Annotated in this window: 24 protein-coding genes; 10 read left to right on the top strand and 14 right to left on the bottom strand. The window is 68.3% G+C overall.

All coding sequences use genetic code 11. The features are described 5' to 3' along the window. Positions 1-34 precede the first annotated feature (34 nt). The 6 genes from T8T21_RS05500 to T8T21_RS05475 are packed head-to-tail and all read right to left on the bottom strand — an operon-like array spanning position 35 to position 6,054. The gene (locus T8T21_RS05500) at positions 35-394 is read right to left on the bottom strand and encodes a Na+/H+ antiporter subunit G (protein ID WP_183469682.1); all 360 of its coding nucleotides are present in this window, start codon (positions 392-394) and stop codon (positions 35-37) included. Next, positions 391-660, bottom strand: a complete 270-nt coding sequence (locus tag T8T21_RS05495) for a K+/H+ antiporter subunit F (RefSeq protein ID WP_183469680.1) — start codon at positions 658-660, stop codon at positions 391-393. The genes T8T21_RS05500 and T8T21_RS05495 overlap by 4 nt, the downstream gene beginning before the upstream one ends. Beyond that, positions 657-1,148, bottom strand: a complete 492-nt coding sequence (locus T8T21_RS05490) for a Na+/H+ antiporter subunit E (RefSeq protein WP_322337458.1) — start codon at positions 1,146-1,148, stop codon at positions 657-659. The genes T8T21_RS05495 and T8T21_RS05490 overlap by 4 nt, the downstream gene beginning before the upstream one ends. A 13-nt stretch (positions 1,149-1,161) precedes the next feature. After that, the gene (locus T8T21_RS05485) at positions 1,162-2,829 is read right to left on the bottom strand and encodes a monovalent cation/H+ antiporter subunit D (protein WP_322337111.1); all 1,668 of its coding nucleotides are present in this window, start codon (positions 2,827-2,829) and stop codon (positions 1,162-1,164) included. Beyond that, positions 2,826-3,170, bottom strand: a complete 345-nt coding sequence (locus tag T8T21_RS05480) for a Na+/H+ antiporter subunit C (protein WP_183469676.1) — start codon at positions 3,168-3,170, stop codon at positions 2,826-2,828. The genes T8T21_RS05485 and T8T21_RS05480 overlap by 4 nt, the downstream gene beginning before the upstream one ends. Before the next feature lies 1 nt (position 3,171). Beyond that, positions 3,172-6,054 (bottom strand): monovalent cation/H+ antiporter subunit A, encoded by a 2,883-nt coding sequence (locus T8T21_RS05475; protein WP_322337110.1) that lies wholly within the window; start codon positions 6,052-6,054, stop codon positions 3,172-3,174. Positions 6,055-6,299: 245 nt separating this feature from the next. Here T8T21_RS05475 and xylB point away from each other — a divergent pair, with 245 nt between their 5' ends. Continuing rightward, positions 6,300-7,751 (top strand): xylulokinase, encoded by a 1,452-nt coding sequence (gene xylB, locus T8T21_RS05470; RefSeq protein ID WP_322337109.1) that lies wholly within the window; start codon positions 6,300-6,302, stop codon positions 7,749-7,751. A gap of 7 nt (positions 7,752-7,758) precedes the next feature. Here xylB and T8T21_RS05465 read toward each other — a convergent pair whose 3' ends face one another. Continuing rightward, on the bottom strand, positions 7,759-7,980 hold the full coding sequence (locus T8T21_RS05465; RefSeq protein ID WP_322337108.1) for a hypothetical protein: 222 nt from the start codon (positions 7,978-7,980) through the stop codon (positions 7,759-7,761). Positions 7,981-8,154: 174 nt separating this feature from the next. Between T8T21_RS05465 and dusA the strand changes: the two genes are divergently transcribed. After that, positions 8,155-9,162 carry a tRNA dihydrouridine(20/20a) synthase DusA gene (dusA, locus tag T8T21_RS05460; protein ID WP_322337107.1) on the top strand — a complete coding sequence of 336 codons (1,008 nt, stop codon included), beginning with the start codon at positions 8,155-8,157 and terminating at the stop codon, positions 9,160-9,162. A 71-nt stretch (positions 9,163-9,233) separates the two neighbouring features. Then, positions 9,234-10,055 carry a sulfite exporter TauE/SafE family protein gene (locus T8T21_RS05455; RefSeq protein ID WP_322337106.1) on the top strand — a complete coding sequence of 274 codons (822 nt, stop codon included), beginning with the start codon at positions 9,234-9,236 and terminating at the stop codon, positions 10,053-10,055. On the opposite strand, the gene T8T21_RS05450 is transcribed toward T8T21_RS05455, so the two are convergent. The 3 genes from T8T21_RS05450 to ccmI are packed head-to-tail and all read right to left on the bottom strand — an operon-like array spanning position 10,052 to position 11,942. Further along, complete coding sequence (locus tag T8T21_RS05450) at positions 10,052-10,282, bottom strand: DUF1289 domain-containing protein (RefSeq protein WP_183469664.1); 231 nt, start codon at positions 10,280-10,282, stop codon at positions 10,052-10,054. The genes T8T21_RS05455 and T8T21_RS05450 overlap by 4 nt on opposite strands. Beyond that, positions 10,279-10,752: a Holliday junction resolvase RuvX gene (gene ruvX, locus T8T21_RS05445; protein WP_322337105.1), complete on the bottom strand. Its 474-nt coding sequence runs from the start codon at positions 10,750-10,752 to the stop codon at positions 10,279-10,281. Before ruvX ends, T8T21_RS05450 begins: the two co-directional genes overlap by 4 nt. Continuing rightward, positions 10,749-11,942 carry a c-type cytochrome biogenesis protein CcmI gene (gene ccmI / locus T8T21_RS05440; RefSeq protein WP_322337104.1) on the bottom strand — a complete coding sequence of 398 codons (1,194 nt, stop codon included), beginning with the start codon at positions 11,940-11,942 and terminating at the stop codon, positions 10,749-10,751. Before ccmI ends, ruvX begins: the two co-directional genes overlap by 4 nt. 197 nt (positions 11,943-12,139) lie before the next feature. Here ccmI and T8T21_RS05435 point away from each other — a divergent pair, with 197 nt between their 5' ends. Continuing rightward, positions 12,140-12,499, top strand: a complete 360-nt coding sequence (locus T8T21_RS05435; RefSeq protein WP_183469658.1) for a hypothetical protein — start codon at positions 12,140-12,142, stop codon at positions 12,497-12,499. Between the two features lie 85 nt (positions 12,500-12,584). On the opposite strand, the gene T8T21_RS05430 is transcribed toward T8T21_RS05435, so the two are convergent. Beyond that, positions 12,585-13,700, bottom strand: a complete 1,116-nt coding sequence (locus T8T21_RS05430; RefSeq protein ID WP_322337103.1) for a glycosyltransferase family 61 protein — start codon at positions 13,698-13,700, stop codon at positions 12,585-12,587. A 141-nt stretch (positions 13,701-13,841) separates the two neighbouring features. Between T8T21_RS05430 and T8T21_RS05425 the strand changes: the two genes are divergently transcribed. From T8T21_RS05425 to T8T21_RS05410, 4 genes are all read left to right on the top strand, one after another. After that, positions 13,842-15,170, top strand: coding sequence for a GSCFA domain-containing protein (locus T8T21_RS05425; protein WP_322337102.1), 1,329 nt, complete (start codon positions 13,842-13,844; stop codon positions 15,168-15,170). A gap of 107 nt (positions 15,171-15,277) precedes the next feature. Beyond that, the gene (locus T8T21_RS05420; RefSeq protein WP_322337101.1) at positions 15,278-15,877 is read left to right on the top strand and encodes a superoxide dismutase; all 600 of its coding nucleotides are present in this window, start codon (positions 15,278-15,280) and stop codon (positions 15,875-15,877) included. Between the two features lie 247 nt (positions 15,878-16,124). After that, a complete protein-coding gene (locus T8T21_RS05415) occupies positions 16,125-16,334 on the top strand; it encodes a hypothetical protein (RefSeq protein WP_183469650.1) in 210 nt (69 codons plus the stop codon). Then, on the top strand, positions 16,334-16,783 hold the full coding sequence (locus T8T21_RS05410) for a host attachment family protein (protein WP_183469648.1): 450 nt from the start codon (positions 16,334-16,336) through the stop codon (positions 16,781-16,783). The genes T8T21_RS05415 and T8T21_RS05410 overlap by 1 nt, the downstream gene beginning before the upstream one ends. A gap of 32 nt (positions 16,784-16,815) precedes the next feature. Here the strand turns inward: T8T21_RS05410 and T8T21_RS05405 are convergent, their stop codons facing one another. Continuing rightward, entirely contained in the window at positions 16,816-17,382 is a 567-nt protein-coding gene (locus tag T8T21_RS05405; protein ID WP_322337100.1) for an LOG family protein, read from the bottom strand. A 133-nt stretch (positions 17,383-17,515) separates the two neighbouring features. On the opposite strand from T8T21_RS05405, the gene T8T21_RS05400 reads away from it, so the two are divergent. Then, positions 17,516-19,342 (top strand): ABCB family ABC transporter ATP-binding protein/permease, encoded by a 1,827-nt coding sequence (locus T8T21_RS05400; protein WP_322337099.1) that lies wholly within the window; start codon positions 17,516-17,518, stop codon positions 19,340-19,342. 112 nt (positions 19,343-19,454) lie between these two features. After that, positions 19,455-20,642 (top strand): multidrug effflux MFS transporter, encoded by a 1,188-nt coding sequence (locus T8T21_RS05395; RefSeq protein WP_322337098.1) that lies wholly within the window; start codon positions 19,455-19,457, stop codon positions 20,640-20,642. 27 nt (positions 20,643-20,669) lie between these two features. On the opposite strand, the gene T8T21_RS05390 is transcribed toward T8T21_RS05395, so the two are convergent. Next, positions 20,670-24,320, bottom strand: a complete 3,651-nt coding sequence (locus T8T21_RS05390) for an efflux RND transporter permease subunit (RefSeq protein ID WP_322337097.1) — start codon at positions 24,318-24,320, stop codon at positions 20,670-20,672. Next, positions 24,317-25,540, bottom strand: a complete 1,224-nt coding sequence (locus T8T21_RS05385) for an efflux RND transporter periplasmic adaptor subunit (protein ID WP_322337096.1) — start codon at positions 25,538-25,540, stop codon at positions 24,317-24,319. The genes T8T21_RS05390 and T8T21_RS05385 overlap by 4 nt, the downstream gene beginning before the upstream one ends. Positions 25,541-25,604 lie beyond the last annotated feature (64 nt).

The following is a 25,604-nucleotide window of genomic DNA, read 5'->3' as shown; positions in this document are numbered from 1 at the left end:
GGGTCGGCCTCCTCGTGCCCGGAGGCCGGGCGGCTCACTTCTCGGCGTAGGTCGCCCAGGTCTCTTCCTCGGGCGGTGCGGGCAGCTCGGCACCGCCGCGCTGACGATGCAGATGCACCTTGGCGATGAAATTTCCAGAGATCGGCGCGGTCACGAAGAGGAATGCCATCACCAGCATCTCGTGCAACGAGCCGTCGCCGGTCGCGAAGGCATGGATCATCGCGGCCAGGAGGAGCGAGCCCACCCCGAGGGTCGAGGCCTTGGTCGGGGCGTGCAGCCGCTTCATCGGCTGATCGAGCTTGAGCAGGCCATAGGAGCCGATCAGCGTGAAGGCGGCGCCGATGATGAGCAGCACGGCGACGAGGATCTCGGCGAGAAACAGAATATCGGTCATTCGATGATGTCCCCGCGCAGCACGAAGCGCGCCAGCGCCACGGTCGAGACGAAGCCCAACATGGCGAAGATCAGCGCGCTCTCGAAATAGATCTGGGTGCCCCAGATCAGCCCGAGAAGGATGATCAGGCCGATGGCGTTGATCACCATGGTGTCGAGCGCGAGGATGCGGTCGCCGGTATGCGGGCCGATCACCAGCCGGATCATGGCGAGGATCTGCGCCAGCCCGACCGCGCCCGTGGCGATGTAGAGAGCGGTGTCGATCATTCGAAGATCTCCTTCAGCCGGCGCTCGTAGCGAGACTTGATGTCGTCGCGCACCGCGTCCGGATCGGGCGCGTCGAGCGCGTGGACCAGCAGGGCGCGGCCATCGGCGGAGAGATCCGCGCTGACCGTGCCGGGGGTGAGGGTGATGGTGCCGGCGAGCATGGTGATCGCCTCGGGGGTGCGCAGTTCGAGCGGGATCACCACCCAGTTCGGCGCCATGTCGGCGTTGCGCTTGAACAGCACGATCATCGCCACCTGCACGTTGGCGACGATGATGTCCCAGATCACCAGACCCAGATAGGAGACCAGCCGCAGCGGGTTGCGGATCCGCGGCCGGTCCGGCCAGTAGGCCCGCGTGGCCATCGGGATCAGCAGGCCGAGGATCGCCCCGAACACCACCGTGCCGAGGGTGATGTCGTTGATCAGGAGGCACCAGACCACGATCAGGAGCGTGGTCAGGAGCGGGTGCGGCAGCAGCCGTCGCGTCATCTGCAGCGCCATGTCAGTGGTCCTCCCCGGTCTCGGCCTCAACCTCGGCCCCGGTGTCATGCGACGAGGCCTCGTCGCCATGCGAGTCGTCCTTGATCTTCTTGCCGGGGGTGGTCAGCACCAGCTCGATATAGGGCGCGGGGGCAAAGAGCTGCGCCGCCGTTGCCGTCAGCGCGCGGTTGACCGGTCCGGCCAGAACCGTGAGTGCGACGAGCAGCGCGATCAGCCCGCCAATGGCGACCATCGGCGTCACAGGGCGCGGCGCGACCGGACCCTTGGTGCTGTCGGGCTGGACGGTCTCGTCCTCGACCTCGGGTTCGGTCTGCGGATCGGCCTCGCCGATGTCCGGCCCCTCCTGATGCGCCTTCCAGAAGATCAGCGATCCGGCCCGCGAGAAGCCGACCACCGCGACCAGCGACCCGGTAAGCACCACCGCCCATACCCACCATACGAGCGGGCTGGCCAGCGCCGCGTCGAGGATCAGCAGCTTGCCAAGAAAGCCAGAGAGCGGCGGCAGGCCGGTCATGGCGATGGCCGCGACGAAGAACATTCCCGCAATCAGCGCACCACCGGCGATCGGCCGGCCATGCACCAGCATCGGACCGGCCGCGCCGCGCCCGTCGCGGATCTGGTCGACCAGCAGGAACAGCGCCGCCGTCGCCAGGGTCGAATGGATCGCGTAGTAGAGCGCCGCGGCGATGCCCTCGGGGGTGAAAAGCGAAACCGAGGCCAGCAGCAGGCCCATCGAGCCGATCACCGAGAACGCCACCAGCCGGTCGATCCGCGCCGCGCCCAGCACGCCGATCATGCCGAGCGCGAGCGTCAGCAGCGCAGCGGGCATGAGCCAGACGTCGAACAGCCCCTGCGTGATCTCGAGATCCGGCGGGAAGACCAGCGTGTAGACCCGGATGATGCCGTAGGCGCCGACCTTGGTCATGATCGCGAAGAGCGCGGCCACGGGGGCAGGGGCGTGGGCATAGCTGTCGGGCAGCCAGAAATGCAGTGGCAGCACCGCGGCCTTGATCGCGAAGACCATCAGGAGCAGCACCGCCGCGACCCGGATCCCAGCGCTCGCGGCCGGGTCGAGCTCGGCCACGCGCCCGGCGAGATCGGCCATGTTGAGCGTGCCGGTCTGGGCGTAGATCGTGCCCAGCGCAAAGAGGAAGAGCGTCGAGCCCAGCAGGTTGTAGAGCACGTATTGCGTGCCCGCCCGCAGTCGCTGGCGCCCGCCCGAATGGATCATCAAGCCATAGGAGGCGATCAGCAGCACCTCGAAGAACACGAAGAGGTTGAAGGCGTCGCCGGTGAGAAAGGCGCCGAGGATGCCCATCAGCTGGAACTGGAACAGCGGATGGAAGTGCCGCCCCCGCAGATCCCAGCCCGAGCCCATCGCATAGAGCAGCACCAGCGGCGCCAGCACCGTGGTCAGGAGCAGCATCAGCGTCGACAACCTGTCGGCCACTAGGACGATGCCGAAGGGCGCAGGCCAGTTGCCGAGCTGGTAGAGGGTGATCGTGCCATCGGAGGCCTGCCAGAACAGGCCGGCCGAGATCACCGTCAGTGCCAGCGCCCCGGCCATCGACAGCGCGCGCTGCACCACAATGTGCTCGCGCACCATCAGCACGAGGATCGCCGCCAGCATGGCAGGCAACACGACGGGGGTGATGATCCAGTGGCTCATTGGGCGGTCTCCCGCGGTTCTGCGGGCCGGTCGACGAGGTCGTCATCGGCCGAAAGCCACGAGCCCAGCGCGATGATCACCACCACCGCGGTCATCCCGAAGGAGATGACGATGGCGGTCAGCACCAAGGCCTGCGGCAGCGGGTCGGTATAGCGCTCCGCCCCGTCGCGCAGCACCGGCGGCGCGTCCATGGCGAGCCGCCCGGAGGCAAAGAGAAAGACGTTGACGGCGTAGCTCAGCAGCGAGGTGCCGATGATCACCGGAAATGTCCGCAGGCGCAGCACCATGTAGATGCCCGCGGCCGTCAGCACACCGACGGCCGACGCGATCAGGAGTTCCATGTCAAATACCCTTCTCTTGTCCGCCGGCGGCCGGGGCCAGCTCCGCGTCGCGCGAGGGGTCGATGTCCATCGCGTGGTCGGAGGTTTCCGTGCCCGCCCTGTAGCCCAGACGCGAGAAACTTTCGAGCGACAGCATCACTGCACCGACCACGGCGAGGAACACGCCGAGATCGAAGCCCATCGCCGTGGCCAGCTCGAACTCCTCCATCGGCGGGATCCGGAAGTATCCGAAGGCCGATGTCAGGAAGGGCTGACCCACGAGCCAGGCGCCGATGCCGGTGAGGCCGGCGACGAGGACGCCCGCGCCGATGATGCCGTGATAGGGGTAGCGCTGGCGGCGCGCGGCCCATGCGAAGCCCGAGGCCATGTACTGCGTCACCACCGCGATCGCCACGACGAGGCCCGCGACGAAGCCGCCGCCGGGCGAGTTGTGCCCCCGCAGGAAGATGTAGACCCCGACCATCAGGATCACCGGCATCATCACCCGCGTCAGCACCACCATCATCAGCGGATGCGCGTCGCCTGCGCGGGCCTCTTCATGGCCACGGTTCAGCAGCTTGCGGCGCACCTTGCCCGAGAGCAGCGTCTCGGTCAGCGCGTAGATCACCAGCGCGGCGATGCCGAGCACGATGATCTCGCCGAAGGTGTCGAAGCCCCGGAAGTCGACGAGGATCACGTTGACCACGTTGTCGCCGCCGCCGCCCTTGTAGGAGTTGGCGAGGTGGTAGTCCGAGATCGGCGCGATCGGAAATTCGGTCGACAGGATGCTCCAGATCAGCCCTGCCGCCGCGACACCGCCCGCGCCGGCGATGATCGCGTCACGGGTGCGCCGCGCCGCACCGGATTCGTTGGGCGTGGTGTTGGGCAGGAAGTTGAGCGCCAGAAGCAGCAGAATGATCGTCACCACCTCGACCGAGATCTGCGTGAGCGCGAGGTCGGGGGCCGAGAAGTGGTTGAAGCCGACCGAGACCATCAGGCCGATGATCCCCATCAGCATCAGCACCGCGAGACGGTTGCGATGGGCCGCGACGAGAAAGCCGGTGGCCGCGATCAGCATCGCCCATGCGGCGATGGCGACCGGGGTGACGGGCAGCAGCGGCCGCCGGATTTCGGCGCCGGTCGTGCCCGAGAACCAGGCATGCGCGCCTACCGCCACCACCGTCAGCACCATGATCGCCGCGTAGCGGGTGAAGGTGCCGTCATGCAGCCCGCGCGTGATGGGCCGTGCCAGCCCGACGCAGGCCGCGATGAGCCGGTCGAAGATGTCCTTGGCCTCGGGGCGTGGCGCGGCTTCCCAGATCCGCGACAGCGGCGCAAAGACCGACAGCAGCAGCGCGCCGCCGACCACCGCGATCGCCGACATCAGCAGCGCCGGGGTCAGGCCATGCCAGATCTTGAGATGCGCGTCGGGCAGTTCGGCGGCGGTGCCGATCACCGCCCCGGTGACGAGCTTGACGAAGGGCTCGGCCAGGGCCGGGAACAGGCCGATCACCACCACGGGGATGATGAGCAGCGCGGGCGGCAGCCACATGCCCGGCTTCGGATCATGCGGATGCGCGGGGTAGTCGTCGCGCTCCGCACCGAAGAAGGTGTGGGCGATCAGACGGAAGGAGTAGGCCGCCGAGAACAGCGCGCCGAGCGTCGCCACCACCGTGACCAGCATCGGCATGCCGAACAGGGTCGTATGGGCGGCCTCCTCGAGCATCATCTCCTTCGACAGGAAGCCGTTCAGCAGCGGGATGCCGGCCATCGACAGGCCCGCCAGCGTGGCGATGGCGAAGGTGATCGGCATCAGGCGCCGCAGCCCGCCCAGCCGTCGCATGTCGCGGGTATGCGCCTCGTGATCGACGATGCCGGCGCTCATGAAGAGCGCGGCCTTGAAGCTGGCATGGTTGAGGATGTGGAACACAGCCGCCATCGCCCCGAAGGCGGTGCCGGTGCCCAGAAGAAAGGTAATCAGGCCGAGATGCGAGACGGTCGAGAAGGCCAAGAGCGCCTTCAGGTCGTGCTTGAAAATCGCGATGAAGGCGCCGAGCACCATGGTCACGAGGCCTGCGCTGGCGACGAGCCAGGTCCATTCCGGCGTGCCCGCCAGCACCGGCCAGAGCCGCGCCATCAAGAACAGCCCCGCCTTCACCATGGTCGCCGAATGCAGGTAGGCCGAAACCGGGGTGGGCGCGGCCATCGCGTGCGGCAGCCAGAAGTGGAACGGGAACTGCGCCGACTTTGTGAAGCAGCCCAGCAGAATCAGTAGCAAGGCCGGAACGTAGAGCGGCGAGGCCTGCACCACGTCACGCTGTTCGAGGATGACGCTCAGATCATAGCTGCCGACGATCCCGCCCAGCATCAGCATGCCGCCGATCAGCGCCAGCCCGCCCATGCCGGTGACGGCGAGTGCCATCCGCGCGCCCTGGCGCCCTTCGGGCAGGTGCTTCCAGAAGCCGATCAGCAGGAAGGAGGACAGCGAGGTCAGCTCCCAGAAGATCAGTAGAAGCAGGATGTTGTCGGACAGGACGATGCCGACCATCGCACCCTGGAACAGCAGCAGGTAGCTGAAGAACTCGCCCATATTGTCGTCGCGCGACAGGTAATGGCGCGCATAGGCGATGATCAGCAGGCCGATCCCGAGGATCAGCCCCGCGAACATGAACCCGAGCGGATCGAGGAACAGGTTCACGTCGAGCCCGAGGCCCGGCAACCAGGCGAGCCGCGCGGTGGGCGTCTCGCCGCGCAGCACGGCGGGCAGATGCGTGAGCAACCCGATCGCGGCCGTGGCCGTGACCAGCAAGGTGGCGGTGTAGCAGGCCTGGCGACCGGCCCGGATCATCAGGCCGGGCAGCAGCGCGCCGAGGAACGGGAGGAGGACTATGAGGAATAGCGACATGGCGCGCACTATTGCGGAGACGCGCGGCAACGGCCAGACATCCGTGACGATTTCCGGCGCTCAAGGCTGCAACATTATGCCTCAGGGGGTGGTCGGCGCGGGTGCGGCGCGCCCCCAATGATGCTCGGCAACGGCCGGGCGGGTCCGCAGACCCCCGAAGCTGCCGAATCGAAGACCCCCGAGCGACCTTGGCATCCGCCCAGCCGCCGGGCTAATGCTTGCCTCATGCCGGTGGGGAGGACGTGATGAGCTACTTGGGAATCGATCTGGGCACCTCGGGGCTGCGCGCCCTGCTGGTTGACGCCGACGGCAAGCCGCTGGGCGCGGTGGAGCGGCACTACAGCGCCAGGCATCCCTATCCCGGCTGGAGCGAGCAGGACCCTTCCGACTGGATCGCGGCACTGGAGGGTGCCGTGGCCGAGCTGCGGGCCGCGCATCCCGAGTTCGTGGGTCTCCGGGGGATCGGTGTTGCCGGCCATATGCACGGTGCGACCCTGCTCGACGATGCAGACCGGGTGATCCGGCCCTGCATCCTGTGGAACGACACCCGCGCCCATGCCGAGGCCGCGCGGCTCGACGGCGTCGAGGAGGTCCGCGCATTGTCGGGCAACATCGTCTTTCCGGGCTTCACCGCGCCCAAGCTCGAATGGGTTAGGGCGCATGAGCCCGAGAACCATGCCCGTATCGCCAAGGTGCTGCTGCCCGCCGCCTATCTCAATCTCTACCTGACGGGCGAGCATGTCTGCGACCTGTCGGATGCCGCCGGGACCTCCTGGCTCGATGTCGGCGCGCGTGGCTGGTCGGATCGCCTGCTCGCGGAAGGCCATATGCGTCGCGAACAGATGCCGCGCCTGGTCGAGGGCTGCGAGAAGGCGGGTGATCTGCGCCGCGACCTCGCCACCGCCTGGGGGATCGCGGGTCCGGTCGCGGTGGCCGGCGGGGCCGGAGACAACGCGGCCGCGGCCTGCGGCATGGGCGCGCTGTCCGAAGGGCAGGGCTTCGTCTCGCTGGGGACCTCCGGGGTTCTTTTGGCGGCGCGCGACGGGTATCACCCGGCGCCCGAAACCGCGCTGCACACTTTTTGCCACGCGGTGCCGGCGCGCTGGTACCAGATGGGTGTGATGCTCTCGGCCACCGATAGCCTGAACTGGCTATCCTCGATCACCAGGGTCCGCCCGGCCGAGCTCACCTCTAGCTTGGGCGAGACCCTGCGCGCGCCGGGGCGGGTGCGGTTTCTGCCCTACCTCTCGGGTGAGCGCACGCCGCACAACGATGCCGCGATCCGTGGCAGCTTTACCGGGCTCGGCACTGACACCACCCGCGACGACATGACCCGGGCCGTGCTCGAGGGGGTGGCATACGGGCTGCGCGATTCCTACGACGCGTTGGTCGGCACCGGCGCCCGGATCGACCGGCTGATGGCCATCGGCGGCGGCACGCGGTCGCGCTACTGGCTGCGGCTGATCGCGACGGTTCTCGGCGTGCCGCTCGACCTGCCGCAGGACGGCGAGTTCGGCGCGGCGCTGGGCGCTGCGCGGCTGGGCCGGGTGGCGGCCACCGGCGAGGCGCCGGAGACGGTGGTGACCCCGCCCGCGATCGGCGCGCGGATCGAGCCCGAAACCGCGCTGCTTTCCGCCTTTGCCAAGGGTCACGCCGCCTTCCGCGCGTCCTATCCGGCCATCCGGGGCATCCAGTAGCGGCGCGTCAGCGCGCCCTCGGGCGGTGGTTGACCGACACCCAATCCGACTCGGGCAGGATCGTGCGGACCCTGCCATCGTAGAGGATCAGCAAACGGCCTTCCCGTACGTCGAAATCGACATCCTTTTCCGAGGTCATCCGGGTCGTGGTGCCGTCGGGATGATAGATCGTGAAGGTCCTTGCCGTAGCCTCGGCGTCCTCCGGATCGCCGGTCATGTCACCTGTCATGATGCTCCTCTCCGTCCCCGTGTCCTCGCGATGCTGGATCCCCGACGCGCTTCGGGCAACCTGCCGGAATGGAGCAGCCGTTTCGTCGGCCGGGTCGCCGCCCCACGAGGATTTGCCCAAGACACGACGCGGTGCTAAACGACCTGCTTCCTGCCGCACCGCCCGGATCGAGACATGAGCCAAGGCCTGACCGCCCTCCAACCCGCCGCCCGCCTTTCCGTCGCCCCGATGATGGACTGGACCGACCGTCACTGTCGGCACCTGCACCGCCTGCTGTCGCGCCGCGCCCTGCTCTATACCGAGATGGTGACCGCGCCCGCGGTGATGCATGGCGACCGCGAGCGGCTCTTGGGTTTCGCACCGTCCGAGCATCCTGTAGCGCTGCAGCTGGGCGGGTCCGACCCGGCCGAACTGCGCGAGGCGACCCGGGTCGGCGCCGATTTCGGCTATGATGAGATCAACCTCAACTGCGGCTGCCCCTCGGACCGGGTCCAGTCGGGAGCCTTTGGCGCGGTGCTGATGACCCGGCCAGAGCTGGTGGCCGAATGCTGTGCCGAGATGATCGCGGCGAGCCCGGTCGAGGTCACGGTGAAGTGCCGGATCGGCGTCGACGAGCAGGAGCCCGAGGAAGTGCTGCCACGCTTTCTCGAAACGGTCGCGGCGGCCGGGGTGACGCGCTTCACGATCCACGCCCGCAAGGCCTGGCTGCAAGGGCTGAGCCCCAAGGAAAACCGCGACATCCCGCCGCTCGACTACGATCTGGTCAAGCGGATGAAGCGCGACTTCCCGCAGCTGCATCTTTCGGTCAATGGCGGCATCGCCACGCTCGACGCGGCCGAGGATTTTCTCGCGGCCGGGCTCGACGGGGTGATGATCGGGCGCGCGGCCTATCACCAGCCGGCCGACATCCTGTGCGCCGCCGATCGGCGGATCTGGGGCGAGGGCGAGGACAGCGCCCCCGAGGCGGCTGTGCGAGAAATGCTGCCCTATATCGAGGCGCATCTTACGGGCGGCGGCCGTCTCCATCAGGTGACGCGGCACATGCTGGGGCTCTTCGCCGGGCGCCCCGGTGCGCGCGGCTGGCGGCGGGTGCTCTCCGAGGGCGCCTCGCGCCCCGGCGCCGGGCCGGAGCTGGTGCGCGAGGCGCTGGGCCGGATCGAGGATCTGCAACAGGCGGCCTGAGGGGCGCCGGCGGGCCCTTGTGGCCGCGCCGCGCAGAGGGCATCGCTCGCGTGTCCAAGCCGGAGCGCCAGATGCCTGATACGACGCTGCTTCTTTCCATGGCCGCCATGCTCATGGCGATTGGCGCCTTCGCCGGCGTGCTGGCGGGGCTGTTGGGGGTCGGCGGCGGCATCGTGCTGGTCCCCGCCTATTTCTATGCCTTCGCCGCGCTGGGCTACGAGACGCCGCAGCTGATGCAGATCTGTCTCGCCACCTCGCTCGCCACGATCACCGTCACCTCGGCCCGCTCGGTGGCGAGCCACAACCGCAAAGGCGTGGTCGATTGGGGCGTGCTGCGCGGCTGGGCGCCGGGGATCGCGGTAGGGGCGTTGATCGGCGTGCTCGTGGTCGCGCAGCTTCGGACGATGACGCTGCAGCTGATCTTCGGAATCCTGGCGCTGACGGTCTCGCTCTACATGGTGCTGGGGCGCAGCCATTGGCGGCTGGGGTCGGCGATGCCGACCGGCTGGCGCCGCGCCGCGATGTCGCCGCTGGTGGGCTTCCTGTCGGTGCTGATGGGGATCGGCGGCGGCAGCTTCGGCGTGCCAATCATGACCTTGCACGGCATGGCGATCCATCGCGCCGTCGCCACGGCGGCGGGGTTCGGCCTGCTGATCGCGCTGCCCTCGGTCGCGGCGTTCCTGCTGACGCCGTTGCCCGCGGGCGTGGCGCCGCCGATGACGCTGGGCGCGGTAAACCTGCCGGCCTTCGGGATCGTCATCGCGATGACCCTGCTAACCGCGCCGCTGGGGGCGGCCCTGGCGCACCGCACCGACCCAAAGCGGCTCAAGCGGGTGTTCGGCGGGTTCCTGATCCTCGTTGCGCTCAACATGCTGCGCAAGGCGCTGATCTAGTCCTTGAGCCGTGCCTTGCGGCCGCCGCGCCGCGCCGTCGGGGCCGCCTGGCGATGTGGCAGGTCGTCCATGATCGCGCGGCGTTCCTCCGCGCTCATCCGGCCCCATGCCGCGATCTCGTCCATCGAGCGGGCGCAGCCGAGGCAGAGCCTCGTCTCGGGATGGATCGTGCAGAGTTTCACACAGGGGCTCTCGACCTCGCCGCGCTTCCAGACCGCGTCGCTCATGACCGGCCCATATAGCTCAGCCGGTCGAGCAGGCCCTGCAGGATATAGCTCGCCGCCACCGCGTCGATCAGCTCGCCGCGCCGCTTGCGCGAATGATCGGATTCGAGCAGCGCGCGCTCGGCCGCGACCGTCGAAAGGCGTTCGTCCCAGAAGCCGATCGGCAGATCCGTCAGGCGCGACAGGTTGCGCGCGAAGGCCCGGGTCGACTGCGCCCGGGGCCCCTCCGAGCCATCCATGTTGCGCGGCAGGCCCAGCACCAGCCCTGCGATGCCTCGATGGGTCGCGATCTCCAGAAGCCGGTTCGCGTCGTCGGTGAACTTCTTGCGCTTTACCGTCTCGAGCGGGGTCGCCACCGTGCGCAGCCCGTCGGAGACGGCGACGCCGATCGTCTTGGTGCCGAAATCGAGCCCGGCCAGTGCGCCGGACCGGGGCAGGGCGGCGGCGAACTCCTCGGTGGTCTCGTGGATCATCGCGTTACCCCCGCCGCTTGCGCCGCGGCGCGAATTTCCTCGAGCGCCGGGTCCCCGGCGAAGACCTGCTGCGCCTCGCCCCAGATCGCCTCGGCGCGCGTGGCCTCGCCCAGCACGCCGAGTGCCCGGATCAGCCGGGCCCAGTCGGACGCAGGACCGCCGCTCTCTGCAAGCCTAGAGGCAAGGTTCTCGACCATGCTGCGGATCATCTCCTGCCGCGCCTCGGGCTCCATGTTCTGCGCCGCCGCCACCTCTTCGGCTGTGGGGCCGGACACGGGTGGCGGGGTATAGTCGACACCCGCGAACTGCGCCGCGCGCCCGATCTGGGCGCGGGCCAGCTCGACATGCGGCGAGGCCGGATCACCGGTCTCGATCGCCCGCCGCCAGAAGCGGAAGGCGAGGTCGGGCCGCTCGATCTGGGCCTGTAGCAGGCCGAGATAGTAGAGCGGACCGGCCGCGTCCGGGCGCGCCGCGCGCAATTCGCGCAGCAGCGCCTCGCTCTCGGAGGTGACGATTCCGCCCGCCGCCGCCACCAGACGGTCGACCAGCGCCATGCGATCCTCGAAACCCGCATCGGCGCCCTTGATCTCGATCACCCGTTCCTGCGCGCGGGCGGCAGCGGCGTAATCGCCCAGAGCCGCCTCGTGCCGCGCGAGAAGCTGCCAGCCGGTCAGATCGTCGGGCCGCTCGGGCACCGCCGCGCGAAGTTTCTCGACCATTTCCACATATTCCTCAGGCGCATCGACCGGCAAAGGCGGCGCGACGGCCTCGGCCTGGGCCTGGCTGGGGCGGGCCGCGCTCAGTTCGCGGGCCTCGGCCAGCCGTTCCGCCAACGGCCGGTCGGGCAAACCGGGCGCACCGAGATCGGTGTAGAGGACCATGGCGCCGCCGATCACCACGAGTGCGCCGAACAGCAAGGCAGGCAGCATCGGGCCGCGCCCGGCCGCCGGGGCCTGACGAACGTCCTTGTCGGCGGCGAGCAGGCGGCGGCCGATCTCGGCGCGGGCGCGTTCGGCCTCTTCCTCGCCGATCAGCCCCCGGGCGCGGTCGGTCTCGATCTCGGCGATCTGGGCCCGGTAGAAGGCCATGTCGGGGTCGGTGCCGGTGCTGGCCGGACCACGCCGGAGCGGCGCGGCGAGCGCGATCGCCACCACGGCGGAAAGCGCCAGCGCGATGATCCAGAACAGCATGGCCTTCTCCTTTCGGTACGCGTCGTTCCTACCTGTCGGCGCGCCGTCCCGAAACCCCGCTTGGCGCGGCCCGAAGACGCAGCCACTGTGGCGGTTCCGCTGCAACGCCTCGGGTTCGCAAAAAATTGAACCCGGCGCGGAACCCCCCCTCACGGGCGACGTTGGCCGTTGAATGACACAATGACGGAGCATCTCGCATGTCCGACCCGAACTTCAACAACAACAACGTCAACCCGCCGCCGAAGAAGGGTGGCACCTCGATCGCGCTGATCGTCGGCGGTCTCGTCGTCGCAGTGATCGTGCTCTACTGGCTCTTCGCCGGTGGCAACGATGTCAACGAGGCGGATCTCGGCGCGACCGAGACCAACATCAACGTCGAGGCCGAGGGCGCGGCGGAAAGCATCGAGGAATCCGGTGCTGCCGTGGTCGAGGAGATGGAAGAAGGCGCCGCCGAGGTCGAGGCCGAGATCGAAGAAGGTGCCGCCGAGATCGAGGAAGCGCCCAGCGATTCCGTCGACGTGATCGAGGTCGAAGGCGACGCGGAAGTCGTTCAGTAACGCCGCCTTCACGCCCCGCTCGGGGCATCGCCAAGATTTCGGGGCCGGGGCCATGTGCCGCGGCCCCGTTTCATTGCGGGGCCCCTTATTCTTCGTAGGGACGGAAGCGGGTGCCCGAGGCCGCGGCGATGCGGTCGATCTGGGCTGCGACGTCCTCGTCGCCGAGTGCGCTCCATCCCGGCGCGGCCGATACCAGCCCGCCGCGCGCAAGCGCGGTCTGGATTGCGGCGAAATCGACTTCGCCCCAGCTCAGCCGGTTCGGGCGCTGCGCTTTTTCTTCGATCCAGTTTCGCTGCAGCGCATCGATTGCCGTCGCTCGGGCCCCGCTGAAGGCACGTAGCTGCCGCGCGAAGATCTCGGCGAGCCTGCCCGGTCGCCGGGCGATGATCCCCACTTTTTGCTCTGCGTCTCCGACCAACGCCAGCAGGTGCAGGGGCGAGCAATCGACCGCCACGATCTCGCGCGCCGCCTTATAGGCCGCGATCTGGCTGGTGAAATCATGCTGCTGCGGGTGAAAGATGCTGTAGCCTTGGTCCGCGAGCCACGCTTCGAGCCGCGCTTCGCCCAGGATCGATCCGCGCCCCACGGGCAGGCCGCTGCGCGAGATGTAGATCCGCTCCGCCCCGGCTGGCGCCACGGCCTTCCCGGCATGCTCGCGCATGAAGCGGCGGAATTCGGCGGCGCCCTCGATCATTCCGAACATGCCGAAGCCCTGCACCGGGACGTGCAGCCGTTCGACCCGCGTCGGCCGCTCTAGGCTGCGCATTGGTAAGTCGACCCCCAGCGCGGCGAGGAAGGGTCGATAGGTGTCGGCCACCTGTTGCACCCGGTGCTGGAACTTGGGCACGAAGAGCACCCCGTCGATCTCGTCACGCAGCCCCTCCAGCGCCCAGAGCCGGGCGATGCTCTCGACCAGGAAATGACCGAAATGTCCGAAGAGCGGCCCCAGGAACAACCATCGCCCTGCCAATGTCTCGACCGGGCCGGACGGGGGCGGTGGGGGCAGGGTGACGGCACTGTCGCCGCGCCAGGTGATCGCCTCGGGGACCGGCAGCCGGGCTTCGGTCAGAACCCCCGAATGCTGGACCGCGCGGTTCGGCGCCCCGATCGGCGGCGGCACGACGAGCGCGCGGTCGAGACAGCGTGTCAGCCCCTGGATCGGCCGCGACAGGTCCGGCGGAGGGGGAAGGTCGTCGATCATGGAGGCTCCTCCGGCGGGCTGGCTGCGCCTACCTAGACAAGCGGGCGCCAATCCGCCACGGGTACGGCTTTTCATCCTTGGCACTGTTGTCTGGCCGCCGCCCGCTGGCTAATCTTTGACTCAACCTAGACGGGAGTGCGCATGAACCGCAATATCGAGAGCGTTCCTGCCACCGAGGCCCTCGCGCGGGCCCGCGGCAACCCGTATCGCCGCTACCCTTCGCCCGAGCGCGGAGGCGAGCGGCTTTATCCCTTGGCCTCCCCGACGGTGCGGCCGGGTTTCGAGATCGGCCCGGACGACACGATCTTCGCCATCGGATCCTGCTTTGCCCGCAATGTCGAGCGGGCGCTGGAGAAGACCGGGCGTCGGGTGATCAGCCGCGAATTCGATCTCGGTCCGATCGGCGACAGCCTCGGCGACGCGGCGAACTTCTTCAACAAATACTCGATCCACTCGGTCCTGAACGAGCTGGAATGGGCGCTGGAGCGCGACACGTTCCCCGGTGCCGCAATCCTTTACGAGGCTGGTGGCGGTCCTTTCGGCGACGCGCAGCTCGGCATGGCCCGGCTCGACTTCTCGGTCGAGGAGATCCTCGACTTCCGGCATCGCTATCTCGACGCGATGGCGCAGGTGGTCGAGGCCGACGTCATCATCGTCACGCTGGGCTATGTCGAGACCTGGTATGACCGGCATCTCGGCCTCTATCTCAACGTCGCCCCGCCGACGACGGCGGTGAAGGCCGAGCCGGAGCGTTTCGAGTTCCGGGTGCTGAGCCATGCCGATGTGCTCGACGGGCTGGAGCGGCTGGAGACGCTGCTCGCGCGGCACCGCAGGAAGCCGCTCAAGATGCTGCTCACCGTGTCGCCGGTCCCGCTCCTGGCGACGTTCCGCGACATGGACGTGCTGGTGGCCAACGCCTATTCGAAATCGGTCCAGCGGGCCGCGATCGAGGAATTCGTGACCGGGCGTGGCGGGGTGGACTACTTCCCGTCATACGAGTTCGTGACGCTGTCGAACCCCACCATCGCCTGGTCGCGCGGCGATTACCGGCATGTCTCCCCCGATCTGGTGGCGCGCATCATGGCAGACGTGCTGGACCGCTATGTCGGCGGCACCGTGCCGGGCATGACGCTCGAAGCGCTGCTCTCCTCGATGCGGATGCTGGCCCGGCTCGAGGATCACGCCGGTCTCAGAGCGCTGGCGGCGCGGCATCGCGCGCTCACCGACGGCAGCATCGACGCGCTGATGCTGGAGGCGACCGCGGCGCGCCGGATGGGAGATCTGGAGGAGGCCTGGGACGTGCTGACCCGCGCCGTCGCGCTCGCCCCGGGCCGGGCCGATCCGCTGGAACGGCTGATCACCCTGTGCCGCCCGCTCCGGCGACGCGACACCGCGCTGACGCTGCGCGACCGGCATGTCCGCGAATTTCCCGAACGCGAGGCCTTCCGCGAGAAGCTCGGCTGGCTCTGATCGCGGCCCGCAAGGGCCGATTTTGCCGCGCATCCCATTGACCTTTGGGGCGCAGGGGTTCTGTTATGTGGCGCAAATCCACCCTCTGGCAGAAAAGCGAGACCGACATGGCTTTCGAACTTCCCGACCTTCCCTACGCCCACGACGCGCTCGCCTCCAAGGGCATGTCCAAGGAGACGCTCGAGTATCACCACGACCTGCACCACAAGGCCTATGTCGACAACGGCAACAAGCTGATCGCCGGCACCGAGTGGGACGGCAAGCCGATGGAAGAGATCATCCGCGGCACCTATGACAAGAACGCGGTGGCCCAGAACGGCATCTTCAACAACATCTCCCAGCTGTGGAACCACAACCAGTTCTGGGAAATGATGACCCCGAACGACAGCAAGATGCCGGGCGAGCTGGAAAAGGCGATCACCGATAGCTTCGGCTCGGTCGACAAGTTCAAGGAAGACTTCGCCGCCGCCGGCGCCGGCCAGTTCGGCTCGGGCTGGGCCTGGCTGGTCAAGGACGCCGATGGCGGCCTCAAGGTCACCAAGACCGAGAACGGCGTGAACCCGCTGTGCTTCGGCCAGACCGCGCTTCTGGGCCTCGATGTGTGGGAGCACTCCTACTACATCGACTACCGCAACAAGCGTCCGGCCTACATTTCCAACTTCCTCGACAACCTCGTGAACTGGGAGAACGTCGCCTCGCGCATGTGAGTGCGACGGCAGCTTCCGCTGCAGGTTATCCGGCCCTCGCGCTTCGGCGCGGGGGCCTTTTCGTTTGCAGCCAATCCGATGGCGCGCTTCGGCGCCGGTGCCTTCGCATGGCGAAGGGTCCCGGGTGTTCGCGGCATGTGGAGCAGGCGGCGGCGCAAACCCTGCCGATGTGCATGCCGGGCCGTCCGGACCCGGAACCGCCCCCCGCACCATTCGTTCCTCCCTCGAACAACGAAAGGAGGCTCCCATGGCCGACAGGGCACGATCCAAGGACGGCGTGAAGGAAACCGACGCCTATGTGACCGATGAGGACAAGGGCGGTGCGGGCAACCAGCCGGGGCGCGAGGGCGGCGACCTGACGCGCAAGGTCGGCACCCGCGACGATCTCAAGCGGGCCGAGCAGGACGACCCCGGCGCCACCCGCGTGCGCAAGAGCGACGAGAAGGACAACGACTGATGGCCAAGATCGACAACGGCACATGGGTGCTCGTCGCCGATGGCGAGAAGGCCCTGATCCTCGAGAACGTCACCGACGATCAGCACCCGAACCTTCGCGTGGTGCGCAAGGAGGAGCAGGAGAACCCGCCCGACCGCGAGCAGGCGACCGACAAGGCGGGCCGTCTCGCCGATAACGGCCCCGGCCAGCGCACCGCGCTCGCCGAGACCGATTTCCACCAGCTGGCCAAGGACCGCTTCGCCGCCGACCTCGCGGACATCCTCTACCGCCACGTCCACAAGGGCCGGTTCGAGAAGCTGGTCGTCGTGGCCAGCCCGCAGGTGCTCGGCGCGCTGCGCGAGGAATGGCACAAGGAGGTGGCCGACACGGTGGTGGTCGAGATTCCGAAGACGCTCACCAACCACCCCGTCGCCGAGATCGAGAAGGCAATCGCCGCCGAAACGGCCTGATTGCACCAGAGGAGAGGCGGCCCCGGCCGCCCTCAGCTCTCCAGCGTTTCGGCCAGCACCTTTTCCAGCGCCTTGACGCTCGAGACGTATTGGACGAACGCCTTCAGCCCGTCATCGGCGAAGCCCTCGTCGATGACGTGGTTGATCAGCTGGCGCAGCGGCTGCCAGTAGCCATCGCAGTCGAGCAGCAGGATCGGTTTGCCATGCAGGCCGAGCTGCCGCCATGTCAGCACCTCGAAAAACTCGTCGAGCGATCCGGCGCCGCCCGGCAGCATCACGATCGCATTGGCGTTCATGAACATCACCTTCTTGCGCTCGTGCATGGTCTCGGTGACCACGTAGGTGTCGAGATCGGTCTTGCCGACCTCCGCCTCCACGAGGTGGCGCGGGATCACCCCCATGCTGGCACCGCCCGCGCCCTGCGAGGCGCGCGCCACCGTGCCCATCAGCCCCACATCGCCGGCGCCGTAGACCAGGCGCCAGCCGCGCCGGGCCAGCATCTCGCCGGTTTCGCGCGCGGCAAGCTCGTAGGCCGGTCGGATGCCGGGGCGAGAGCCGCAGAACACGCAGACCGAGGCGGAAAAGACGGGCAGGGGCATGGCGAAACTCCGGAATTGCTCGCCTTTCGTCGTAGAGCGCCGGGCGGCCCGGCTCAAGCGCCGGTCGCCCGCTGGCCATCGGCGGAGGTCCGGCCTAGGTTGAACCGCCCGCCGCCAGCCCCGGAGCCCGCCGATGCGACGCCTGTCCAAGACCGACGCCAATCTCTCCGGTCAGCCGGTCAAGGGCTGGGACACGATCCGGCAGGTCATTCCCTATCTGTGGCCCGAGGGCGAGGCTTGGGTGAAACGGCGCGTCGTGCTCGCCGTGTCGCTGCTCGTCGTGGCCAAGCTGATCGCCGTGGCGACGCCGATTTTCTACAAGGCGGCCGTCGACGCGCTGGCGGGCGAGGGCGAGAGCGCGGCGATGCTGCTGGCTCTCGGTGCGGCGGGACTGACGGTGATCTACGGTCTCGCCCGGCTCGCCAATGTCGGCTTCCAGCAACTGCGCGACGTGGTGTTCACCCCGGTTGGCCAGCGGGCGCTGCGCAAGCTCGCCCTGCGCACCTTCCGGCACATCCATGCGATGAGCCTGCGCTACCACATCAGCCGCAAGACCGGTGGTCTCAGCCGGATCATCGAGCGCGGGGTGAAGGGCGTCGAGTTCCTGCTGCGCTTCCTGCTGTTCTCGATCGGACCGTTGATCCTCGAATTGCTGCTGGTCGCGGTCGTGCTCTTCTTCCTGTTCGACGTATGGTATCTCGTGGCCGTTCTGGTCACGATCGTCCTCTACGTCGCCTTCACCTTCAAGGTGACGGAGTGGCGGGTGAAGATCCGCAAGCAGATGAACGACCAGGATACCGACGCCAACCAGAAGGCGATCGACAGCCTGCTCAACTTCGAAACGGTCAAGTATTTCGGCGCCGAGGGCCGCGAGGCGGCGCGCTACGACTCTGCGATGGAGAAATACGCGGCCGCGGCGGTGCGGACCAACTACTCGCTCGCCTTCCTCAATTTCGGCCAGTCGCTGATCATCACCGGCGGGCTCGTCGTGGTCATGGTGATGGCGGCCATCGGCGTCGAGCGGGGCGATCTGACGGTGGGCGATTTCGTCATGGTCAACGCCTACATGATCCAGATCACCATGCCGCTCAACTTCCTGGGCACCGTCTACCGCGAGATCCGGCAGGCGCTGATCGACATGGCCGAGATGTTCGACCTGCTGAACCAGCCGCCCGAGGTGACGGATCGGCCGGGCGCCACGCCGATCGAGGTAACGCGCGGCGAGATCGTCTTCGACGAGGTCACCTTCGGCTACGAGGCGGCGCGCGGCATCCTCAAGGGCGTGAGCTTCACCGTGAAGCCGGGCGAAACCGTCGCCATCGTCGGCTCCTCCGGTGCCGGGAAATCGACCATCGGCCGGCTTCTGTTCCGCTTCTACGACGTGACGGGTGGCGGGATCCGGATCGACGGTCAGGACCTGCGCGAGGTCACGCAGGACAGCCTGCACGCCCGGATCGGCGTGGTGCCGCAGGACACGGTGCTGTTCAACGACACGATCCTCTACAACATCGCCTATGGCCGCGACGGCGCCACCCGCGAGGAAATCGAGGCGGTGGCGCGCGCCGCGCAGATCCACGACTTCATCATGTCGCTGCCGGAGGGCTACGACACCACCGTGGGTGAGCGGGGGCTGAAGCTTTCGGGCGGCGAGAAGCAGCGCGTCGGCATCGCTCGCACGCTGCTCAAGGATCCGCCGATCCTGCTCCTGGACGAAGCGACGAGCGCGCTCGACACCGACACCGAGCGCGAGATCCAGGGCCAGTTGCGGGTGATGGGGCAGGGCCGATCAGTGATCACCATCGCACATCGCCTGTCCACCATTGCAGATGCCGATCGCATCGTCGTGCTGGAGGCCGGAAAAGTGGTGGAATCCGGCACGCATGAGCATCTTCTGGCGCTCGAGGGGCGGTATGCGCAGCTCTGGTCGCGCCAGCAGGCCGAGGAAGCCGAGGCCGCGTGATTGCCAAACTGAACCGAGCGGTCTAGCTTTCGCTCGAGTCGTCCGCTGCGTGCGGGCCATTGCCGCTCCGCGCCTGTGCGCGGCGTTCAAGGACAGCCCTATGTTATCCCCGATGTTCCGCACCGCATTGGTGCTGGGCCTGCTCTCTGCCGTGGGCCCGTTCACGATCGACATGTACCTGCCGGGCCTGCCAGGCCTTGCCGCAGATCTCGGCGTGGATGAGGCCGCAGCGCAGGCGACGATCAGCGCCTATTTCCTGGCCTTCGGACTGGCGCAGCTGCTCTATGGCCCGATGGCCGACGCGGTCGGCCGCAAGACGCCTGTCTATATCGGCGTCTCGGTCTTCCTTATCGCCACCATCGGCTGCGCACTGGCGCCGACGCTGCCTTGGCTCGTGGCCTTCCGGGCGCTGCAGGGCTTTGGCTGCGCGGCGCTGATGGTGGTGCCGCGCGCCATGGTGCGCGACATGTATACCGGCCACGAGGCAACGCGGCTGGTGGCGATGATCATGCTGGTGATCTCGGTCTCGCCGATGCTGGCCCCGCTCTCCGGGGCGATCATGATGACCTTCACCGGCTGGCGTGGCATCTTCGGCGCGCTGGCGGTCGTCGCCGGGCTGGCGCTGCTGCTCACCATCTTCGCGCTCAAGGAGACGCTGCCCGCCGAACGCCGCCGCCCGGTCCGCCCGCGCATCCTCGCGACCTCGGCCAAGCGGCTGTTCCGCGATCCGACCTTCATGGCGCTGACCTTCGTGTCGGGCTTCGGCATGGCGAGCTTCTTCGTTTTCATCGCGAGCGCCAGCTTCGTCTACACCGCGCAATACGGGCTCACCCCGCTGCAGTTCAGCCTCGCCTTCGCGATCAACGCGATCGGCTTTTTCGGCGCGAGCCAGTTCGCTGCCACGCTGGGGCGCCGGATCGGCCTGACGCGGATGCTGCGGCTGGCGCTGTCGGGCTTTGCCTTCTTCAGCCTGACGCTGCTGGCCCTGACGGCGGCGGGCTATGCATCGCTGCCGGTCCTGATGGGCCTGCTGCTGTGCGGCAACGCCTGCCTCGGCCTCGTCATCCCGACGAGCCAGGTCATGGCGCTCGACCCGCATGGCGAGATCGCCGGGCTGGCCTCGTCGATGGGCGGCACGCTGCAGATGCTGACCGGCGGGCTGATGGTGGCGGTCACCGGGCCGTTCTTCGATGGCACCGCCCTGCCAATGGTCGCGGTGATCGCGGGCTGCGCGGTGATGGCGCTGGGCCTCGCGTTGCTGGCGCTGGGCCGAGGGGAACGCACCGTTCAGGCCGCCTGAGCTGGGGTGGAGCGCTCTTGTGCCCCTTCACTCGGCGGCGCGCAGCTTCGGGGCAGGGCGGGGCAGCGGGCCGTCGCCGTCCTCCCAGATGATCTCCGGCGCCTTGATCCGCCGCGCCTCGCGCCGCAGCGCCCAGTCGCGCGCGGCCTTGCTGCCCCGACCCATCGAGAGCCGCGCCAGCAGGCGTGACATCCAGTGGGCGTAGCGCGCGGCCCAGATCCTGAGAGACAGCATCGCCGGGGTGAAGACCAGCGTCAGCACCGTGGCGATGCCCAGGCCGAACACCACCGCCGTGGCGAGCTGCTTCCACCAGAGCGCGGTCGGGCTGTCGATCGTGTAGCCGCCGCCGAAGAAGTCGAGGCTGAGCCCGAACATCATCGGTGCGAGGCCCGCCATGGTGGTCACGGTGGTGAGGATCACCGGCCGGATACGATCCTCGGCGGTGCGGATCACCGCCTCGGTGCGCGGCATGTAGCGCGCATAGTCCTGGTAGGTGTCGATCAGCACGATGTTGTTGTTCACAACGATCCCGGCCAGCGCGACGATGCCGGTGCCGGTCATGATGATCGAGAAGCTCTGGTCCATCACCAGCATGCCGATCAGCACGCCCGCGGTCGACATCACCACCGCGAGCAGAACCAGCACCGCGTTGTAGAAGCTGTTGAACTGCGCCAGCAGGATGATGAACATCAGCCCCAGCGCACCGGCGAAGGCCGATTGCAGGAAGGCTTGGCTCTCGGTCTGGTCCTGCTGGTCTCCGGTCCATTCCCAGTCGATCCCCGGCGGGAAGGGTGCCTCCTCGAGCCATTCGGTCAGGGCGGCGATGCGCTCGTTGGCGTTGACCGGCACGCGGGTCACCTCGCCCGAGTCGATCCGTGCCTGCAGTGCCGGGTCGATCGCGTCGTCGCGCAGCACCCGGCTCTCGCCGTCCTCGATCAGCTTGACCAGACCGGGCAGCACGTCCGCCTTGACCTCGAAGTAGCGGCGCTGGTCGACGCGGTTGATCTCCGCGAGCTTGGCGACCGGGGTGCGGGTGACGAAGTTCGACAGCGGCACCAGACCGTTAGGGGTGCGCACCCGCAGGCTGTCGAGCGTCGACAGGACCCGGTCCTTCTCGGGCAGCCGCACCCGGATCTCGATTTCCTCGTCGGAGCTTTCGACCCGCATCGTGTCGAGCAGGATGCCCCGGGTGACGAGCTGCACCATCGCGCCCACCGTGGCCACGTCGGCGCCAAAGCGGCCGGCCTTCTCGATGTCGACGTCGATCTGCCAGTCGATGCCCGGCAGCGGCAGCGTGTCCTCGATCAGCGTCAGCCCCGGCGTCGCCTCGAACCGGGTGCGGAGCTGGGCCGTGGCCTCGCGCAGCGTTTCGAAATCCTCGCCGGTAAGGCGCAGGTTCACCGGCTTCGAAGAACCGGGGCCCATGGCGAGATCGAGGATCTCGATGCGGATGCCGGGAATGGCGTTGAGCGCCGCCTGCAACCGCTCCAGCACCACGTCGCCGTCGAGCGTGGCGAGGTCGAGCTCGTTCTCGCGCGCATAGGCGGGGCGCTCGTCCCAGGGCACCAGTTCGATCTGAAGCTGGCCCACCGCGTCGGCCGGCCCGCCGGCGCCCGCGGTGTTGGAGTTCAGCCCGCCATCCCCGGCAAAGGCGAATACCGAGCGGATGCCGGGAAAGCCCACCACCACGCGTTCGGCCTCGGCGACGATCGCGTCCTTCTCGGCGAGGCTGAGATTGCCACGCGCCTGGACGTAGATGATCGCCTGCTCTGGCTCGGTCGGCACGAAGAACTCGACGCCGTTGTTGTGGGTGCCGAAATAGCTGAAGGTCGAGGCCACGAAGACACCGACCGCGGCGATGGTGACGAGCGGCATCACCGGGTTTCCGGCAATCAGCGCGATGACCCGGCCGAAGAGGGTGCGGCGATAGCCTGCGCGCACCCGCTTGGGTGATCGAACGATCCGCGCGGCCCCGCCGAAGATGGTGGTGGCGATCGCCCCGACCAGCGCGAGGGCCAGCCCCGGCGCCGCGTCGAAGAGCCCCTGGGCAGGGCGGGCCTCGCCGGTGAGGTAGCCCGGGTTGAGCGCCAGCATCAGCCCGACGAAGATCAACCCGGCCGCTGGCGGCACGAGCGCGGCGCGGACCACCCAGGGCAGGCGACGCCGCAGCCGGTCCGACAGCCGCCCGAAGCCGCGGCTTAACCGGCCCAGCACGCCGCCCATCACCGGAAGGTAGATCAGCGCCACCACCAGCGAGGCCGAGAGCACGAAGATCAACGTGACCGGCAGCATCCCCATGAACTGCCCCGCCACGCCGGGCCAGAACAGCATCGGCAGGAAGGCGCAGAGCGTCGTGGCGGTCGAAGACACCACCGGCCAAAACATCCGCTTGGCGGCCTCAACATAGGCATGCATCGGGCCGACGCCCTCGGAAATCCGCTTGTCGGCGTATTCGACGACCACGATGGCGCCGTCGACCAACATGCCGACCGCGAGGATCAGGCCGAACATCACGATGTTGGAAATGGTGATCTCCATCACCGCCAGCAGCGCGAAGCACAAAAGGAACGAGGTCGGGATCGCGAAGCCCACCAGCAGCGCCGGTCGCGGGCCCAAGGCTGCCAGCACCACGATCATCACCAGCGCGATCGCGGTCAGCACCGAGCCCTCGAGCTGGCTGACCATCGAGGCGACGTTGCGGCTCTGGTCGTTCGAGGTGCCGACCTCGATGGCGCGGCGCAGCTCCTCGGGCCAGGAGGCGCGCTCGGCCGCGACGGTTTCCCGGACCAGCGCGGCGGTGTCGATCAGGTTGAACCCGCGCCGCTTGACCACCTGCAGCGCCACCGTGGTTCGGCCGTCGAAACGCGCGGTCGAGGCGCGGTCCTCGAAGGTGAGCCGGATCGTCGATAGATCGCCCAGCGTCACCACCCGATCGCCATTCGTCTTGATCGGCAGGTCGTAGACATCGCCCGGATCATCGAAGCTCGACGGGATCTTGACCGCGAAGGAGCCCTGCGCGGTTTCGACCTCGCCAGCCGCGATCAACAGGTTGTTTTGGGTAACGACCTGCAGCAGCTCGGCGGCGGTGACGTTGTAGGCCTCAAGCCGGAGCGGGTCGATCTCGACCTCGAGCATCTCGTCGCGCTGGCCCACCAGCCCGGCTGAAAGCACGGGATCGAGCGCCTCGAGCCGGTCCTGCAGGTCCTTGGCGACGCGGATAAGCGTCCGCTCGGGCAGCGGGCCGGTCAGGTTAACGATGATGATCGGGAATTCCGAGAAATTGATCTCGTTAACCGACCAGCTTTCGGCCCCATCGGGAAACTCGGCCTCCGCGGCGTTCATCGCGTCGCGCACATCGGCCATGATCTTGGTCTTGTCCCAGCCGAACTCGAACTCTAGCGCCACGCCGGCATAGCCCTCGGCGGCGGTCGCGGTCATGCTTTCGAGCCCGTCGAGATCGGCAAGCCGCGTTTCCATCGGCCGCACCAGGAGCTGCTCGGCATCCTCGGCCGAAATGCCGGGAAAGGGGACCGAGACGAACAGGGCCGGGATCTCGATGTCGGGCTCGCCCTCCTTGGGCAGGCCGACATAGGCGGCGCCACCGGCGACCAGGCTCAGCACGATGAAGGCGAGGATCATCCGCGCCCGCGATGCGGCCCAGTCGACGATGCCGGTCATCGCGTCGACTCCCGGAAGCTCGGGGCGACGGGGACGCCGTCGGTGACGTATTCCTGCCCGACCACGATCACCTCCGCCTGCGGCGCGAGCCCAGCGACAAGCACCCCTTCGGGCGTGTCGCGCACCAGCTCGACCGGAACGAAGCGGGCCACCGGCGACTCCTCGCCCTCGACAGTCCGCACACCGAGCCGCCCGGAATCATCGAGCGTCAGCGCCGATTGCGGCAGCAGATGCGCCAGGCCGCCCTCGCTCTCGACCAGGATCTCGGCGGTCTGACCGTCGCGGATGCGCAGCTCCGGGTTGGGCACCTCGACCTCTACGCGGAAGGTGCGGGTGGTTTCGTCGGCCGAGCGGGACACGAAGCGTACCTCGCCAGTCAGCTCCTGACCCGAGGCCAGCACCCCCCTGGCAGCGGCGCCAACCCGGATCTTGTCGACATCAACCTCGGGCACGAAGCCCACCAACTTCACGGGGTCGAGCTGGACGATGGTGGCGCAGGGCGAGCCGGGCTGCATCAGCAGGCCCAGCTCGGCGGTGTCGGTCTCCAGAAGCCCATTGAAAGGCGCGCGGATCGACAGCTGCTCGATGCCGCGCTGGGCCGAGGCCACCCCGGCCTGCGCGGCCTCGATCCCGGCGCGGGCCGAAACCATGCTCGACTCGGCCGCCTGCACCTGCGCCGTCGCCGCCTCCAGCGCGGCCTCGGCGCTGATCACAGCGGTCTCGCTCTGGTAGCCGCCCTGGTTCAGCCGCCGGGCATTGGCGAGGTTGATCTCCGCCTCGCGCAGCCGGGCCCCGGCCTCGGCCTTGGCCGCCTCGGCGCTGGGTACTCGGCTCTGGGCCTCGGCAAGACGCGCCTGCGCCTCCGCCAGTTCGATCTCGCGGGTACCGGGGTCGAGCTCGCACAGAAGATCGCCGGCCTCGACCATCGCGCCCTTGCGCAGGGGCTCCGACGTCACCCGACCGGAGGTCTCGGCGCGCACCTCCACCTCGCGGGCTGCCTCTGAGCGACCGCGCAACACCAGCGCGCCATCGATCTCGTGCGCGGTGCTGCGCAACGCTACCACGCCGATGCCCGCCGGCGGCGCATCGGCGGTCATGCCTTCGTCCTCTGCCCCACCCGGCGCAATCTGCGCGATCGCCAGCAGCCGATCCCGGTCGACGATCAGCAGGTATAGAAAGCCGGCCACCAGCAGCGCGGTGAGGGCGGGGATCAGTTTCATCTCTCGTCCTTCCGGGAAAGCCCGCCCGGCGGTCGGGCGGCCGTCGCGGGCGATCACGAGGCTG

Source organism: Limimaricola variabilis, assembly GCF_034371605.1.
GTDB lineage: Bacteria > Pseudomonadota > Alphaproteobacteria > Rhodobacterales > Rhodobacteraceae > Limimaricola > Limimaricola variabilis.
This window is presented reverse-complemented; position numbering and strand designations above follow the sequence as displayed.

Bases quoted from the DNA above. Each gene is read 5' to 3' on its own strand.
- ruvX (WP_322337105.1), bottom strand. From the start codon at position 10,752: ATGATCCACGAGACCACCGAGGAGTTCGCCGCCGCCCTGCCCCGGTCC.
- T8T21_RS05395 (WP_322337098.1), top strand. From the start codon at position 19,455: ATGTTCCGCACCGCATTGGTGCTGGGCCTGCTCTCTGCCGTGGGCCCG.
- T8T21_RS05465 (WP_322337108.1), bottom strand. From the start codon at position 7,980: ATGACAGGTGACATGACCGGCGATCCGGAGGACGCCGAGGCTACGGCA.
- T8T21_RS05425 (WP_322337102.1), top strand. From the start codon at position 13,842: ATGAACCGCAATATCGAGAGCGTTCCTGCCACCGAGGCCCTCGCGCGG.
- T8T21_RS05490 (WP_322337458.1), bottom strand. From the start codon at position 1,148: ATGACGCGACGGCTGCTGCCGCACCCGCTCCTGACCACGCTCCTGATC.
- T8T21_RS05475 (WP_322337110.1), bottom strand. From the start codon at position 6,054: ATGTCGCTATTCCTCATAGTCCTCCTCCCGTTCCTCGGCGCGCTGCTG.
- T8T21_RS05405 (WP_322337100.1), bottom strand. From the start codon at position 17,382: ATGCCCCTGCCCGTCTTTTCCGCCTCGGTCTGCGTGTTCTGCGGCTCT.
- ccmI (WP_322337104.1), bottom strand. From the start codon at position 11,942: ATGCTGTTCTGGATCATCGCGCTGGCGCTTTCCGCCGTGGTGGCGATC.
- T8T21_RS05480 (WP_183469676.1), bottom strand. From the start codon at position 3,170: ATGGAACTCCTGATCGCGTCGGCCGTCGGTGTGCTGACGGCCGCGGGC.
- T8T21_RS05455 (WP_322337106.1), top strand. From the start codon at position 9,234: ATGCCTGATACGACGCTGCTTCTTTCCATGGCCGCCATGCTCATGGCG.
- T8T21_RS05435 (WP_183469658.1), top strand. From the start codon at position 12,140: ATGTCCGACCCGAACTTCAACAACAACAACGTCAACCCGCCGCCGAAG.
- T8T21_RS05420 (WP_322337101.1), top strand. From the start codon at position 15,278: ATGGCTTTCGAACTTCCCGACCTTCCCTACGCCCACGACGCGCTCGCC.
- T8T21_RS05485 (WP_322337111.1), bottom strand. From the start codon at position 2,829: ATGAGCCACTGGATCATCACCCCCGTCGTGTTGCCTGCCATGCTGGCG.
- T8T21_RS05450 (WP_183469664.1), bottom strand. From the start codon at position 10,282: ATGAGCGACGCGGTCTGGAAGCGCGGCGAGGTCGAGAGCCCCTGTGTG.
- T8T21_RS05415 (WP_183469650.1), top strand. From the start codon at position 16,125: ATGGCCGACAGGGCACGATCCAAGGACGGCGTGAAGGAAACCGACGCC.
- T8T21_RS05500 (WP_183469682.1), bottom strand. From the start codon at position 394: ATGACCGATATTCTGTTTCTCGCCGAGATCCTCGTCGCCGTGCTGCTC.
- T8T21_RS05430 (WP_322337103.1), bottom strand. From the start codon at position 13,700: ATGATCGACGACCTTCCCCCTCCGCCGGACCTGTCGCGGCCGATCCAG.
- T8T21_RS05385 (WP_322337096.1), bottom strand. From the start codon at position 25,540: ATGAAACTGATCCCCGCCCTCACCGCGCTGCTGGTGGCCGGCTTTCTA.
- T8T21_RS05495 (WP_183469680.1), bottom strand. From the start codon at position 660: ATGATCGACACCGCTCTCTACATCGCCACGGGCGCGGTCGGGCTGGCG.
- T8T21_RS05400 (WP_322337099.1), top strand. From the start codon at position 17,516: ATGCGACGCCTGTCCAAGACCGACGCCAATCTCTCCGGTCAGCCGGTC.
- T8T21_RS05390 (WP_322337097.1), bottom strand. From the start codon at position 24,320: ATGACCGGCATCGTCGACTGGGCCGCATCGCGGGCGCGGATGATCCTC.
- dusA (WP_322337107.1), top strand. From the start codon at position 8,155: ATGAGCCAAGGCCTGACCGCCCTCCAACCCGCCGCCCGCCTTTCCGTC.
- T8T21_RS05410 (WP_183469648.1), top strand. From the start codon at position 16,334: ATGGCCAAGATCGACAACGGCACATGGGTGCTCGTCGCCGATGGCGAG.
- xylB (WP_322337109.1), top strand. From the start codon at position 6,300: ATGAGCTACTTGGGAATCGATCTGGGCACCTCGGGGCTGCGCGCCCTG.